The sequence below is a fragment of the Paenibacillus taihuensis genome, from assembly GCF_003386535.1.
In the GTDB taxonomy this organism is placed as follows: Bacteria; Bacillota; Bacilli; order Paenibacillales; family Paenibacillaceae; genus Paenibacillus_Z; species Paenibacillus_Z taihuensis.
The window spans coordinates 97,884-111,491 of record NZ_QTTN01000021.1 but is presented as its reverse complement, the minus strand read 5'-3'; the positions used below and the strand labels follow the sequence as shown (position 1 = coordinate 111,491).

Annotated in this window: 14 protein-coding genes; 5 read left to right on the top strand and 9 right to left on the bottom strand. The window is 52.6% G+C overall.

Annotated elements, in window-relative coordinates; translation table 11 throughout:
* Positions 1 to 136 precede the first annotated feature (136 nt).
* The gene (locus tag A8990_RS17915) at positions 137 to 763 is read right to left on the bottom strand and encodes an O-methyltransferase (RefSeq protein WP_116190405.1); all 627 of its coding nucleotides are present in this window, start codon (positions 761 to 763) and stop codon (positions 137 to 139) included.
* Between the two features lie 177 nt (positions 764 to 940).
* Between A8990_RS17915 and A8990_RS17910 the strand changes: the two genes are divergently transcribed.
* Together A8990_RS17910 and A8990_RS17905 are read left to right on the top strand one after the other, a co-directional pair.
* Positions 941 to 2,089: a THUMP domain-containing class I SAM-dependent RNA methyltransferase gene (locus A8990_RS17910; RefSeq protein ID WP_116190404.1), complete on the top strand. Its 1,149-nt coding sequence runs from the start codon at positions 941 to 943 to the stop codon at positions 2,087 to 2,089.
* A gap of 22 nt (positions 2,090 to 2,111) precedes the next feature.
* A complete protein-coding gene (locus A8990_RS17905; protein WP_116190403.1) occupies positions 2,112 to 4,115 on the top strand; it encodes an LTA synthase family protein in 2,004 nt (667 codons plus the stop codon).
* Between the two features lie 108 nt (positions 4,116 to 4,223).
* On the opposite strand, the gene A8990_RS17900 is transcribed toward A8990_RS17905, so the two are convergent.
* From A8990_RS17900 to melA, 6 genes are all read right to left on the bottom strand, one after another.
* Positions 4,224 to 4,451: a YuzB family protein gene (locus A8990_RS17900; RefSeq protein WP_116190402.1), complete on the bottom strand. Its 228-nt coding sequence runs from the start codon at positions 4,449 to 4,451 to the stop codon at positions 4,224 to 4,226.
* Between the two features lie 24 nt (positions 4,452 to 4,475).
* Positions 4,476 to 4,778 (bottom strand): HesB/IscA family protein, encoded by a 303-nt coding sequence (locus A8990_RS17895; protein WP_116190401.1) that lies wholly within the window; start codon positions 4,776 to 4,778, stop codon positions 4,476 to 4,478.
* Between the two features lie 132 nt (positions 4,779 to 4,910).
* Positions 4,911 to 5,150: a hypothetical protein gene (locus tag A8990_RS17890; protein WP_116190400.1), complete on the bottom strand. Its 240-nt coding sequence runs from the start codon at positions 5,148 to 5,150 to the stop codon at positions 4,911 to 4,913.
* Between the two features lie 40 nt (positions 5,151 to 5,190).
* On the bottom strand, positions 5,191 to 6,396 hold the full coding sequence (locus tag A8990_RS17885) for a M14 family metallopeptidase (protein ID WP_116190399.1): 1,206 nt from the start codon (positions 6,394 to 6,396) through the stop codon (positions 5,191 to 5,193).
* 130 nt (positions 6,397 to 6,526) lie between these two features.
* On the bottom strand, positions 6,527 to 7,336 hold the full coding sequence (gene racE / locus A8990_RS17880; RefSeq protein WP_116190414.1) for a glutamate racemase: 810 nt from the start codon (positions 7,334 to 7,336) through the stop codon (positions 6,527 to 6,529).
* Positions 7,337 to 7,564: 228 nt separating this feature from the next.
* The gene (gene melA, locus A8990_RS17875; RefSeq protein ID WP_116190398.1) at positions 7,565 to 8,863 is read right to left on the bottom strand and encodes an alpha-glucosidase/alpha-galactosidase; all 1,299 of its coding nucleotides are present in this window, start codon (positions 8,861 to 8,863) and stop codon (positions 7,565 to 7,567) included.
* A gap of 180 nt (positions 8,864 to 9,043) precedes the next feature.
* Between melA and A8990_RS17870 the strand changes: the two genes are divergently transcribed.
* The 3 genes from A8990_RS17870 to A8990_RS17860 all read left to right on the top strand — a co-directional run bounded on the left by A8990_RS17870 (position 9,044) and on the right by A8990_RS17860 (position 12,232).
* Positions 9,044 to 9,928: an AraC family transcriptional regulator gene (locus tag A8990_RS17870; RefSeq protein WP_116190397.1), complete on the top strand. Its 885-nt coding sequence runs from the start codon at positions 9,044 to 9,046 to the stop codon at positions 9,926 to 9,928.
* A gap of 189 nt (positions 9,929 to 10,117) precedes the next feature.
* Positions 10,118 to 10,582 carry a MarR family winged helix-turn-helix transcriptional regulator gene (locus A8990_RS17865; RefSeq protein WP_181909644.1) on the top strand — a complete coding sequence of 155 codons (465 nt, stop codon included), beginning with the start codon at positions 10,118 to 10,120 and terminating at the stop codon, positions 10,580 to 10,582.
* Between the two features lie 6 nt (positions 10,583 to 10,588).
* Entirely contained in the window at positions 10,589 to 12,232 is a 1,644-nt protein-coding gene (locus A8990_RS17860; RefSeq protein ID WP_116190395.1) for an MDR family MFS transporter, read from the top strand.
* Between the two features lie 66 nt (positions 12,233 to 12,298).
* Here the strand turns inward: A8990_RS17860 and A8990_RS17855 are convergent, their stop codons facing one another.
* Complete coding sequence (locus tag A8990_RS17855) at positions 12,299 to 12,721, bottom strand: YtxH domain-containing protein (RefSeq protein WP_116190394.1); 423 nt, start codon at positions 12,719 to 12,721, stop codon at positions 12,299 to 12,301.
* Positions 12,722 to 12,741: 20 nt separating this feature from the next.
* Entirely contained in the window at positions 12,742 to 13,227 is a 486-nt protein-coding gene (locus A8990_RS17850) for a hypothetical protein (RefSeq protein ID WP_116190393.1), read from the bottom strand.
* Positions 13,228 to 13,608: the final 381 nt, after the last annotated feature.

Sequence of the window (13,608 nt, the reverse complement as noted above, 5' to 3'; positions counted from 1 at the left end):
GACACCCTTGCTCTTGGCTAGTGGTTGGCAACTACAAGCCCCCACAGCGGACTTTCACCGCCTAGTTAATCGCCATGCGTGGCACACAACAAAAAGAGGCGCACCACCATGCGCCTCTCTCTAACCAAACCAAGATCTACTTCACAACCGCAACCGCCAAGCCGTCGTAAGCCGGCAGCAGTGTGCCGATGAGGCGCTCGTCGCTCACCATCGACTCGTTGAACTGGCGCATCGCGAGCACCGACGGGCCGTTCTTGTCGGGATCGATCGTTCTGCCGTGCAGCAGCGCGTTATCGCCTGTGATGACTGCACCTGGATTCGCGAGCTTGATCGCCCATTCCAAGTAGAGCGGGTAGCTCTCTTTATCCGCATCGATGAAGAAGAAGTCGAACTTGCGGCCCTCTTCAGCCAGCACAGCCAAGCTCTCCTTCGCATCGCCAACGCGGTACTCAACACGGTCGCCCAGGCCTGCCGATTCCAAGCTGCCTCGCGCCACATCTGCATAATCCTGCAGCAGTTCTAATGATGTAACACGTCCGCCGTCAGTCAGTCCTCTTGCCAAGCAGATCCCGCTGTATCCGCCAAGCGCGCCAATCTCCAGTACATTGCGCGCGCCCGACATGCGGACAAGCATGGTCAACAGACGACCGTAACCCGAAGCGATGGAAATCTCCGGCATTCCTTTTTCGCGGATCGTCTGATGGACGCGCTCCAAATCCGCATCTTCCCCAAGCAGCCGCTCTACATACTGTTCCGTAGACATGTTCTCCTGCTCCTTTCGACGTTTGTCTCATGTAATGTTTGTAATTATTCCCTTAGATGTCCTATACTTGTACAGAAACGAATCTTTATTGATGAGCACAAGATTTGATTCCATAATCGATTGTATGATTTTTATAGACTAGACACAACCAGAGTCGTGAAGGCGGAGTGAGATATAATGGAAAAACTGCAGCTGATCGCAACTGCTCCAATGGGGCTTGAAGCGGTCGTCGCACGGGAATTGAAGGATCTTGGTTACCACGATCAGAAAGTAGAGAATGGCCGCGTTATTTTTACCGGCGGTCCTGAAGATATTTGCCGCGCTAACTTGTGGCTGCGCACTTCGGATCGTGTACTCATTAAGATGGCGGAGTTCCCTGCCACTACATTTGAAGAACTATTCGAAGGGACCAAAGCGATCAACTGGCCGGACTGGATTCCCGAAGACGCTGAGTTTCCGGTTGAGGGACGCTCCCATAAGTCCCAGCTATCGAGCGTGCCAGCATGCCAAAGTATCGTGAAGAAAGCCGTCGTTGAGAAAATGAAGTCTGCCTACGGGACCGAATGGTTCCACGAAGACAATGGCATGCGCTTCGTTATCGAAGTATGGCTGCTGAACGACATCGCCATGATAACGCTCGATACGACTGGACCGGGGCTTCACAAGCGCGGCTACCGCAAGCTCGTTACGGAAGCACCGCTCAAGGAAACGATGGCAGCAGCAATGGTGCTGCTCAGCAGATGGCGCCCGGAGCGCCCGCTCTACGATCCGTTCTGCGGATCGGGTACGATTCCGATCGAGGCAGCGATGATCGGCTGGAACATCGCGCCTGGACTGCGCCGCACATTCAACAGCGAGAGCTGGCCGATGGTGCCGGAGGAGCTGTGGGAACGCGCGCGGGAGGAAGCTTTTGACTCCGTAACAGATCATATTCCGCTTCACATTACCGGCTCGGACATCGATCCGCAAGCGCTCGAGATTGCCGCAGCCGCAGTGAAGAAGGCCGGATTCGCCAAAGATATTAAGCTGCAGCAGATGGCGGTTTCCCGTATTAAGCCCGAAGGCGACTACGGCTGCATCATTACCAACCCGCCGTACGGTGCTCGTCTCGGTGACGAGGACGATGCGGAGAAAGCGATCCGCCAGCTCGGCTTAAGCGCACTGTATCTGCCGAACTGGTCGATGTTCGCATTAACGCAGTCCCGGACGTTCGAGGATACGATTGGACGAAAAGCGGACAAGAAACGGAAGCTGTTCAACGGTCGGATTGAATGTACGTACTATCAATTCTTTGGCCCGATGCCTCCACATAAGAAATCAGAATAACGTAAGAGAGGATTACACGAAAATGGCTGTACCATTTCACTATTCGCGGCGCCGGCAGGCGCCGTTTTTTCTCATTGCTCTACTTCAACGGCTGGACTTCATCCTGTTCGTCGCCATCATGCTCCTGAAGCTGAACTTGTTCGACCGCATTATCCATGTCCCAAACATGGCAATGGTTCGCGATGACTGGATGACCGCAGCCGGCACATTAATCGTCATTTCCTTCTGGACGCTGTGGCTGCCAGCTCGCGGACGGCTACTCGCCCTCATCATACTCGATGTGCTGCTGACAGCAATCGTATACGCGGATCTGATCTATTTTCGCTACTTCCAGGATCTAATAACCGTCCCTGTGCTCATGCAAGCCGGGCAAGTTGGCGCTCTTGGAGAGAGCATCGATTCACTATTAAGCCCAAGAGATCTGTGGTTCTTCGCCGACTGGCTGCTGCTCCTGCCACTCTTCATCTACACAATCATACGAGCACGCAGAAATCGCACCCGCTCCGCAGAGTTGTCGTTCAACAAACCGCGCTGGATGACGATTGCACTTCGAAGACTCGCAGCATCGATAATTGTCTTCTTAATCGGCTTCATGCTCGTTTATGTACCTGTCCATAAGGCTAAACAAACATGGGCAGCTGAACTGTTCACAGGCAACTGGTGGAACCTGTCGCTGTATAACGTTACCGGCGTTCTCGGCTTTCACGGCTACGACCTGTACCGTTATGCGAATGAGCATTGGCTGCATAACAGCACCGTTACCGCCGAGCAAGAAACCGAGGCCAAGCAGTGGTTCCAGACTCGGGGCGAAGTGCGGGGGCAACTGGAGTCCGACGCATTATTCGGCAAGTACAAAGGCAAGAACGTCATTATGATTCAGCTCGAGGCGTTCCAAAACTTCGTCATCAACAGCTCCATCGGCGGCGTCCCAATTACACCGAATATGAATAAGCTGCTGGAGTCATCGCTTTATTTTCCAAACTTCTACCACCAGACTGCGCAAGGACGCACGTCCGATGCCGATCTGGCGGCCAATGTATCCCTGCAGCCGTTGCCGACTGGCTCCGTGTTTATCCGGTATGCACAGCATCAGTATGACAGCATGCCGCAAACACTGAGAGACAACGGATATACCGCAGCCGCATTCCATGCGTATGACGGTGGCTTCTGGAATCGCAACATGATGTATGATCAGCTGGGGTATGAGAAATTTTACAGCAAGAAAGATTTCACGATGAACGAGCCGATCGGCTGGTCGCTCGGAGACAAGTCCTTCTTCCAGCAGTCCGTGCAGAAGATGACGCAAGAGAAGGAGCCCTTCTACTCTTTCATGATCTCGCTATCGAGCCATCATCCTTACAAGCTGCCGCAATCCGCGCAGACGCTGGATACGAAGCAGTTCAAAGGGACGATGTTCGGCGATTATCTTGAAGCGGTTCACTATGTCGATGCATCGCTTGGCACGATGATAGATGCGTTGAAGCAGGCGGGACTATGGGACAAGTCGATCTTCCTCTTCTATGGGGATCACGACAATTCGATCTCGGATTGGAAGCCGTTCGAGTCCTTGCTTGGCCAGTCCTTGGATGAAACCGAGCGTTTCCGCATTCTCAAAGGGGTACCGTTGATCGTTCATTTACCGGACGATGCCCGTGCCGGAACCTATGAGCAGCCTGGCGGGCAGCTCGACATAACGCCAACGATTCTACACCTGCTCGGCATTGCAAGCAGTGACAAAGTCATGATCGGCACACCGCTTATTACAGCCGCTCCACCGAGAGCAGATAAGAAAGTGGTGTTCCGAAGCGGCGCTTATACGGACGGCAGCGTACTCTACCTGCCAGCCGAAGACGGACTGCCTGAGCATAGCAAATGCTACTCGATCACGGGTACGGGGGCTACCGGAACGAAGCATGCGCAGCTAACCGACCAGAGTGTCTGCCACACCGGTGCTCAGGAAGCGCGCAAAGAGCTGGAAGCTTCCGACCTTGTCGTTGAATATAACCTTGTGCTTCAGCTGCATTAGCCGTCTAAACCGCGCAACAAAAAAAGAGACTAGCTCCGCCCATCATCCCTTCGGATGACCAGGCAGGTTAGTCTCTTTCTCTTTCTCTTTCTCTTTTCACTTACGCGTCTATTTCTTCTTCACATACTTGCTTGCCTTCTCGATGACTTCGTCCTCAGTCGGCGCTGTGATGTAGCGGCCGTTGATGAAGATGAAAGCGAAACGCGAGCACGGGCCGCAATAAGACTTGCACGCCACTTTGATCTCCGTGTCAGGCGCCATCTGCTCCAGCTTCGGCACCATCGTTTTCACTTTGATATGTTTGCATTTGTCGCAAATGCGAATATCGTTTGACATGACTCTCTCCCTAACCGTTACAAATTAATGATCGCCGTGGTTGCCTTTGGTCGGGTTAGAAATCATGAAGCCTTCTTCAGGCACATAGAAATAGTCAATTCTGACGCCGTCCAGCAGTTCTACACCCTTCTCAATAATGACTTTAATGTCTTTATCCGTCTCGAAGACTTCGTCTTTATCGGTAGGCTCGTCCATTTGCATGCCGTAGTGGGCATGGTCGCCGTGCGAATGCGTTATAAATACGCGCAGAAACTTGCCTTCGTTCTCTGGCTTATCGATCTCTTCACGAAGCACCTTCGCGGCATTGCGTGTGATTTTGACACTCATTGTCCATTCATCTCCTTATGGATGATGCCTCGGATTGCCCGCTTCAGCAAGCAGCGCCAAGGCACGACTCGTCTAACCATCATCTCTCTATTGTAAAGAAACGCGGCGCATTGTTCAACCGCTGTCAGCACCTTATTTCAAATGCTCGCTGTATTTGCGCTCCATATAACGGGTGTACCACTCTGCCGCAATCATCGTAACCGCGATGTCGTCAATCGGCATGAACGGCATCACATCGGGCAATACCCAGTACAGCAGCACAGGAACGACATAGAGAAGCTTGTCTATCAGCCGAACTTCCTTTGCAGCGAGCAAACGGAAGATCCGGACAAACACCGCCCGCCAGTGGCGAAGCGACAGCAGCTTGCGCATGATGCAGCCCTCCTTCTACTTGCGCTCATTATAGCACAAGCTAGAGGGCAGCCTCCAACGCCGCGATCAGAAGCGGACGCACTTCATCATACAGCTCCGGGAACGAAGCGACCGGAAGTGGATTCACGCCATAACCAACCTCAATCGTAAAGCCAGGCTTGCGATAATGCAGGATGAACCAATCCTTGTAACCGGCGTCGCTGCCGGTCAGCTTAATCGGCTTGTAGCCGCTTGCTTTGCCCAGCTTCACCGCGATCGCTTCCGCCTCTGGAGGCTCGTAGCCGCGATAGTTCCAATAAATTTCTTGCCCCTGCGTGTGCAGCGCCACGACAAGGTCGAATTGCTGCTCCTGCGTCAGCGCGGCAATCGCCTGCGCCTCTGGTTCCGACAGCGGCTTCTCTCCTGTATAGTCGCGCGGTCCGGGACCTGGCACATCGCGCCGCTCGGCTTCCTGCTCCCAGAATGCGGGGAACTGATCGTTCAGATCGACGCCGCGCACATTTGCCTTCCACTTCTGGAACCGGTGAGAGCCATTGTTCCACTGCAGCAGCTCATTATAGAATGGATGCTCCCGCGAAAGTCCCTCCTGCACGAGCTCGGCGCCATCGGGATTAACGAGCGGAACAGCCCATAACGATACCCGCCGCAGCAGTGCTCTCACCTCGACACCGCACAGCTTCTCGCCTGCGGCCGCTGCCTTGCATAGATCTTCAATGAATGTCATGAGCAGCGGCGCCGTAATCCATTCATTCGCATGCATGCCTGCATTCATATGCACCTTCACCGGCCCGTCCCCAAGACGAAGCGCAGCAATCGGTTTCCCCATCACGCTATGGCCAATTGAATAACTCTGCAAGAACGGATAGGCCTCGAGCAGCAGCTCGATATTACTTTGCAGCTCGCGCTGGCCATATTCGGCCCTTGCATCGACGACGCGAGTATTCCCCGTATTCGGAATGGTCAGCAGCTGCCCTTCTTGAAGCGGTTTCAAATCTTGCGGGTGGTTCGCAGCCTTCAGCGCATAAGTCGTCACAGCGAACCGGGCAGCAATACGCAGCAGCGTATCGCCGGACTGTACCCGATACGTAAAATAATGCTGAGCCGGCACGTGCAGCAGCAGCCCTGGCACCAACGGTTCATCCGCGGCTATGCCAGGATTCGCAGCCAAGAGGGAAGCCGCATTCACATGATAGGTACGAGCAATGCGCAGCAATGTGTCGCCTTTCTGGACGATATAAGGTAGCATGTGATCACCCTTTCTAGTCACATGCTATGCCGCTCAAGCCTGCTGCATGACACTCCCGAGCAAACGCAAAAAGAGCCGCCGCTCTCATCCTGGGATAAGAACGACGGCTGCCTAAAGACATATAATCGCGTTATACGATCTTCGGAACCTGCCACACGACAGGTGTAAGTTCAATCTGCTCACCCAGCCATTCCTGGGCGATCATCCGAAACATCCGGGGATCTCCGCTGCAGAAGAATTGATGCACAGGCAGCTCCCCTTCCCGTGTCAATCGGTTGCGATCATGCAGGATCGTACTAATCTCTCTGGCCGTCTCATCTGCCGAGCTGATGAGCGCTACATCCTTGCCCATTACGCTCGCGATCGTCTCCGAGAGGAATGGATAATGCGTACAGCCTAGGATGAGGGTGTCAATGGCGCGTTCTTTCAGCGGCTGCAAGGAGGATTCCACGACATCGAACGTTTCCTTCGAACGGAAATTGCCCCGCTCTACCAGCGGCACGAAACGCGGACATGCCAGACTATATACTTGTGTGGATGGCGATAATTGCTTAAGCGCTTGCTCGTAAGCTCCGCTTCGGACCGTACCCTCCGTGCCGATGACGCCAACCATGCCGGTCTGCGTTCGGCCGTTCGCCGCACGGGCACCAGGATGAATAACGCCGACAACGGGAATTGCAACGCGGGAGCGAATATCTTCAAGCGCGACGGCTGTAGCTGTATTGCAGGCAATGACTATCATTTTGGGACGGTATTGGATCAAATACTCAACGATTTGCCTAGTAAACCGAGTCACCTCTTCAGCGGGCCGCGGACCGTACGGAGTACGTGCAGTATCGCCGAAATACATGATTTTTTCCCGGGGAAGCTGGCGCATAACTTCCTTGACGACTGTTAAACCGCCTACGCCAGAATCCAAAATTGCGATCGGTTGTTGCACAGACACACCGCTTTCTTGAACGTTTTGGCAGGACTTCAATAGAATATGAATGCTCTTGTTAAAAGGTACCTACATCTTAGCGCAAAATAGGACAAGGTTCAACAAAGTCCCCCTCCAAGACAGCCGCGGATCCACTCTTAGAAAACAGCCATGCCAATAAAAAAACCGCCTAAGCAGCGCTACTGCAACGGGGCAGCAGGGTAGCTTAGGCGGTATTCTCATTAAAGCTTACTTGTAAGCTGGAAGCCAGTCGCCATGCGCTTCGATCAAGTCGTCGCACATTGCTCTGATGTCGTCCATCGACAGCTCGGCGCTAGTATGCGGATCAAGCATTGCAGCATGATAGATATGCTCGCGCTTGCCAGTAATTGCCGCTTCGATCGTGAGCAGCTGCGTGTTGATGTTCGTGCGGTTCAGCGCTGCGCATTGCGGCGGCAGATCGCCTACGAACGTCGGCGTTACGCCGTTACGGTCCACGAGACACGATACTTCGACGCAAGCTTCTTTCGGCAGGTTGGTGATAAGGCCTGTATTCATCACGTTGCCGCCAATCTTGAACGGTACGTTCGACTCGATCGCTTCGAAGATATACGATGCATATTCATGCGTACGCTTGTGCTGCAGCTCCGGATTGTTAACAAGCTCAGCCTTCAGCTTCTTCCAGTTGTCGATTTGCTCGATGCAGCGGCGCGGATACTCATCCAGCGGAATGTTGAAGCGCTCGATCAGCTCCGGGTAGTTCTTCTTGATGAAGTACGGGTGGTACTCGGCGTTGTGCTCGGACGACTCCGTAATGTAGTAACCGAAGTTCAGCATCATCTCGTAACGCACCATGTCATGGTGCTTATCTTTCTGTCTCTCACGAGCGCGGCGCTTGATCTCTGGATAGAGGTCAACGCCATCCTTGCTTACTTCAAGCAGCCATGCCATATGGTTGATACCGGCGATCTTCGACTTCACGCCAGTTGTTTCCATACCCAGATCATGGAACAGATGATCGACGCACACTTGAACGCTGTGGCAGAGACCGACCGTTTGGATGCCGCCGTGAGTGTTCATAACGTTTGTTAGAACCGCCATCGGGTTCGTGTAGTTCAGGAACAACGCATCCGGACAAACCTCTTGCATATCTTTGGCAAAATCAAGCATGACCGGGATTGTCCGTAAGTTACGGAAGATACCGCCGATGCCGACTGTGTCCGCAATGGTTTGACGCAGACCGTACTTCTTCGGGATTTCGAAATCAGTGATTGTACAAGGGTCGTAGCCGCCAACTTGGATCGCGTTGACCACGTATTTCGCGCCGCGAAGCGCTTCCTTGCGGTCGGAGTAAGCTGTGATCGTGCATGTGCTTCCGCATGTGTTCTTAATATGATTGAGCATGGTTTCAGAGTCGGCAAGACGCTCCGGGTTAATATCGAAAAGCGCGATCTCGAAACCTTGAAGTGCTGGCGTATGTAGTACGTCACCTAGAACATTCTTCGCAAAAACTGTGCTTCCTGCACCAATAAACGTAATTTTCGGCATGATGATCCTCCCAAAATAGTTTCGCATTGTAAGCGGATTAATGTCTTCTCCTAATGCTTACTATACGCCATAAATGAACGGTTTGAGTAGGATATAATGCATGTTTTATATGTACATTTGTAGTTTTTTGAACTACACTATTTGTAGCAAACTGGTAATGAAAGCGAGGCTTCTTCTGCGATGAGCAAACTTAACGCTCGCACGTCCGACCACTACAAGTTCTCCGTCGTCAACAATACGCAGCCTGCTCAAGGCGAGCTGTCGGTCATGTTTGCGGGCGAAGGCAAGCCGATGCCTGGGCTTACGAACGGTCCCGCTGTACATAACTATTATCTGATTCATACCGTGATTTCCGGACGCGGCATGTTCGAGATCAGCGGGCAGCGCTTTATGTGCGCGAAGGGCGATACATTCGTTATTTTTCCGGACGAGCTGTTCACCTATATCCCCGATGACGCCGATCCTTGGCATTATATGTGGGTTGCCTTTAAGGGTCATATTGCCGATCATCTGCTGCTCAGCCTCGGTATTACACCTGCGAATCCGATCGTCCATGCAGATGACATCCGTTCGCTAGTGTCTCTGTACCGCAAAATTCGGGGTACGTTTGAACAGACGCCTTTTCCCGAGTTAGCCGATCTGGAGGCCGAAGGTCTGCTTCGCGTGTTACTGAAGGAGCTTGGTCAACACAATGCCGGGAAGTTGGCCTTCAACTCGCTTGCGATAATTCCGGATATTGAACGTCAAATCAAGCAGGCCGTCCGCTGGCTTTCTTATCAATATGCACAGCAGATTTCTATTGAAGATCTCGCGCGCAGTCTGGGCTACCATCGAACCCATCTCTCCAAAATGTTCAAGCAGGTGACGGGTATCTCCCCCATGCAGTTTCTGCTGAAAGTGCGGATGGAGCGTGCCAAAGAACTGTTGAACGGCGAGATTCACCTGTCCATCGACCAAGTCGCTTCATCTGTCGGTTATTCCGATGCGCTCTACTTCTCCAAGCAATTCCGCAAAACATTCGGCCTATCGCCCTCCGAATACCGACTGCAGGCGCACAGCCAATAAGTCCCGCTCCGCTTTTATTATGAACATGGGCAAAATAACGACGGCGGAGCCCCGCCTCATGTTGCTTCAGCACGTTCACACGCTTCCAATCGACGGCTCTTGACAGATGAGCTGTTCTTTTTTATCATTTACTTAAATTGTTTAACTATTAAATAGTGAAATCATTATTCGCGAAAGGAGATGCGTCCAATGACTAGCAGCTATGCCGAACGATTCCAGAAAGCAATCACGACAACGAACCGGAAGATCGGAGCGATGGTCAGCCACAGCTTCGAAGATGGATTGACGGGACCGCAGTGCTTCTTAATGAAACTCATTGCTGATGAGAAGCGCGCTACCTCCTCCATGCTCGCCGATCAGATGGAAGTGAAGCCAAGCGCGATTACGGTTATGCTCGACCGGCTCGTACAGAACGGGTTCGTCTCGCGGATTCCCGATGCGAATGACCGCCGGGTGACGCTGCTTCAGCTGACGGACAGAGGTACGGAAGCGCTCGCGAAGGTGCGGACGAATTATACGAGTATTCTCGACCAGCTTCTTCAGCAGCTCGGCGAGAGTGAAATCGATCGCTTCGTGCAATCCTTTGAATATATCGCTGCCGCAGCTGTGAAGTTAAACGACCAGATCAGCCAGAATCCACCACACAAGGAGTGATACTTAATGTCTCAACAAGCCGCTGCTACATCAGTGGAAGTGAAGGAATCTCAGGCAGCCTTCAAGCATCGCGGCATGCTCATCACGGGTCTCATCATTGCGATGCTGTTCGCAGCGCTCGACAATACCATCGTTGGTACGGCCATGCCGAAGATTATCGGCGAGCTCGGCGGACTAAGCTTGCTAACATGGGTAACGACAGCCTACATGCTCACCTCGACTACTGTCGTTCCGATCGCCGGTAAGCTTGCCGATATGTTCGGACGGAAGCTAATTTATGTAACGGGCATTATCATATTTATCATCGGTTCCGCGCTTTGCGGCATTTCAACCTCCATGGAACAGCTTATTATTTACCGCGGTATCCAAGGGATCGGCGGCGGCGTCATGATGCCAATGGCGATGATTATTATCGGCGACTTGTTCACAGGTAAGCAGCGTGCCAAATGGCAAGGGGTATTCGGCGGTATCTTCGGCCTCTCTTCCGTTATCGGACCGCAAATCGGCGGATTCATCGTCGATAACTGGAATTGGAATTGGGTGTTCTACATCAACTTGCCTGTCGGCTTGATCGCTCTCGTCTTTATTATCCGCGGTCTTCCGAAGCATCGGGCGGTTGGCAAGCCTAAGATCGACTACGCAGGTATCGTTACAATGATTGTCGGCGTTGTCAGCCTGCTGCTCGCACTATCGTTCGGCGGCAAAGACTACGCATGGACATCTTGGCAAATTATCGGTTTGTTCGTTCTCGCGATCGTTTCATTGTTTGCTTTTGTCCGAATTGAAGCCAGAACAAGCGAACCCATCCTGCCGGTTCAATTGTTTAAGAATCGGATCTTCTCGACCGTTAACGGCGTCGGCTTCTTCCTAAGCCTTGGCATGTTCGGCGCGGTCGTATTCGTTCCACTGTTCATGCAAGGCATTATCGGTACTAGTGCCACCGCATCGGGTACCGTCATGATGCCAATGATGATCGCACTGATTCTTGCCAGCATCGTCGGCGGTCAAATCGTCTACAAAATTGGACCACGCCGGCAAATGGTCACCGGCATGCTGATCGCTGCAGTGAGCTTTTACTTGCTCTCCACCATGAGCCAGGATACAACACGGGTGCTCGCTTCTTCCTATATGGTCGTTATGGGCTTCGGCATCGGTCTCGTTATGCCGCTGCTGACCCTGGTTCTTCAGGAGAGCTTCAAACGCGAGGAGCTCGGCGTCGTCACATCCTCCGCCCAGTTCTTCCGCTCCATCGGCGGTACGTTCGGCATTACGATCCTCGGCGCCATTATGAACCATGTGTCGGGCAGCGAGCTCGATACGAAGCTGACGCCGATTATTACGAAGATGCCGGATCAAATGGCGAATTTCAAAACCAAAATTATCGATATGATCCATACCGATCCGCATGGCCTGTACAATTCGCTGTTGAATCCAGATGCGCTCAAGCAGCTGCCTAAGGAAGCCGTCGAGACGATGGTTCCGGTGCTCAAGTCAACGCTTGTCGACTCCTTGCACAGCGTCTTCCTATACGCGCTCGTATTCATCGTCGTAGGCGCGCTGCTGGCACTGCTGATCGGCAAAGTGAAGCTGACACAGCGCTCCAAGGAAGAGAAGAAGGAAGCGGCTTTGGAAACCGCTGGCTCGCATTAAGTGAAAAAGGCTTCGCCGATAACTGATCGGCGAAGCCTTTTTCACATGTTCTGAACCAATCGCCGATTAGCCGATGGTTTGCAGCTCTTCTTGGCGCTCGGATGCAATTTCTTCTGCTTTATCTTCTGCAGCTTCAGCGCCAATTTCTTGCGACAGCTCAACGTCTTGCGCTTCTTCGACCAAATCAATGTCGTCGCTGCCGGAACGCCAGCCGCGCACGCTGTCGATGACATGGATTGCGCCGTCTTTTGCTTTAATCGCAGCTGTCGATACGCCGCTGCCTACTTGTTTCGCAATTTTCGTTGTGCTTTCGCCCACTTGGGACGCGATGCGTACTGTATGCTCGGATACCACCTGCGTGCCGTCAGAGATGTCCTTACGCAGCTCGCGTCCAGCTTTCGGTGCAAACAGCAGTGCTGTTACGGAACCGATTACGCCTCCTGCAATCGCGCCATATACGAAACTTTTTGCTCCACTTTTCTTTGCCATTTCAATACGCTCCTTTAAAGTTAGATAGTAGTATCCTGCCCTAGGTCAGGTCCTGAGCATGCAGAAGTGCGGTTTTCTTTTCGCTTCGTTTGCCAAAATTGCCATACCGAATAGCCTACCTCTGCCCAGTCCATTGCATCTGTAATTTGGTGCCTCAGCTTATCGCCGGATTTCGCAGCATGCCGCTCAACCGTTTCATTCAACTCAGCAGTCAGCCGGCTCACCGTAAGTGACAGCTGGTTAGCGGAATCGCCAATGCGGCGCGTCGCATCCGATAGCCGGGACACACCTTCCAGCTGTTTTTGCACATTGCGCATCGACGCTGTCATCGGATCAAGCAGCTCGCATACCTGCTCTTTGGCTTCCGCCGTATGGCGTTCCATGGCCTCCGCAGCCGTGAGCAGCTTCGCCAGCTTCCGGTCCGCCGCCCGCAGCCAAAGCAAAATCCCAGCAACTAGCGCCACAAAAGCCGCCACCGCAATCGCCTCAAGCCAAATCGAATCCATCGAATGGCACCTCCTTCACCATGCCCCCTAGGGCAAATGCCCATTTTCTTACTGTCATAATACCCAGCATGGGCTTGGCTTGACACAGCGTTCCGAAAAAAAATAGGCTAATGCCCGTATGGCATTAGCCCATGCTGTTGCGGTACAGTTGCCCCGCCGCTCACTTGACTCTATATTGGAAAAATCCACTCTAGAATGTCCATTTTCGCTCTCTGCTTGGCCTATGTTGGAATTATCCACTCATTTTTGGTGATTTGTGCGAAATGCGACTGTTTTAACAAGAAATGAGTGGATTTATCCTACATAGCATCGAAAAAGGGGCGATTTCGGCGAAAATGAGTGGAAAAATCCACGCCTGTTGATTAGCTAAAAAATGGTAGC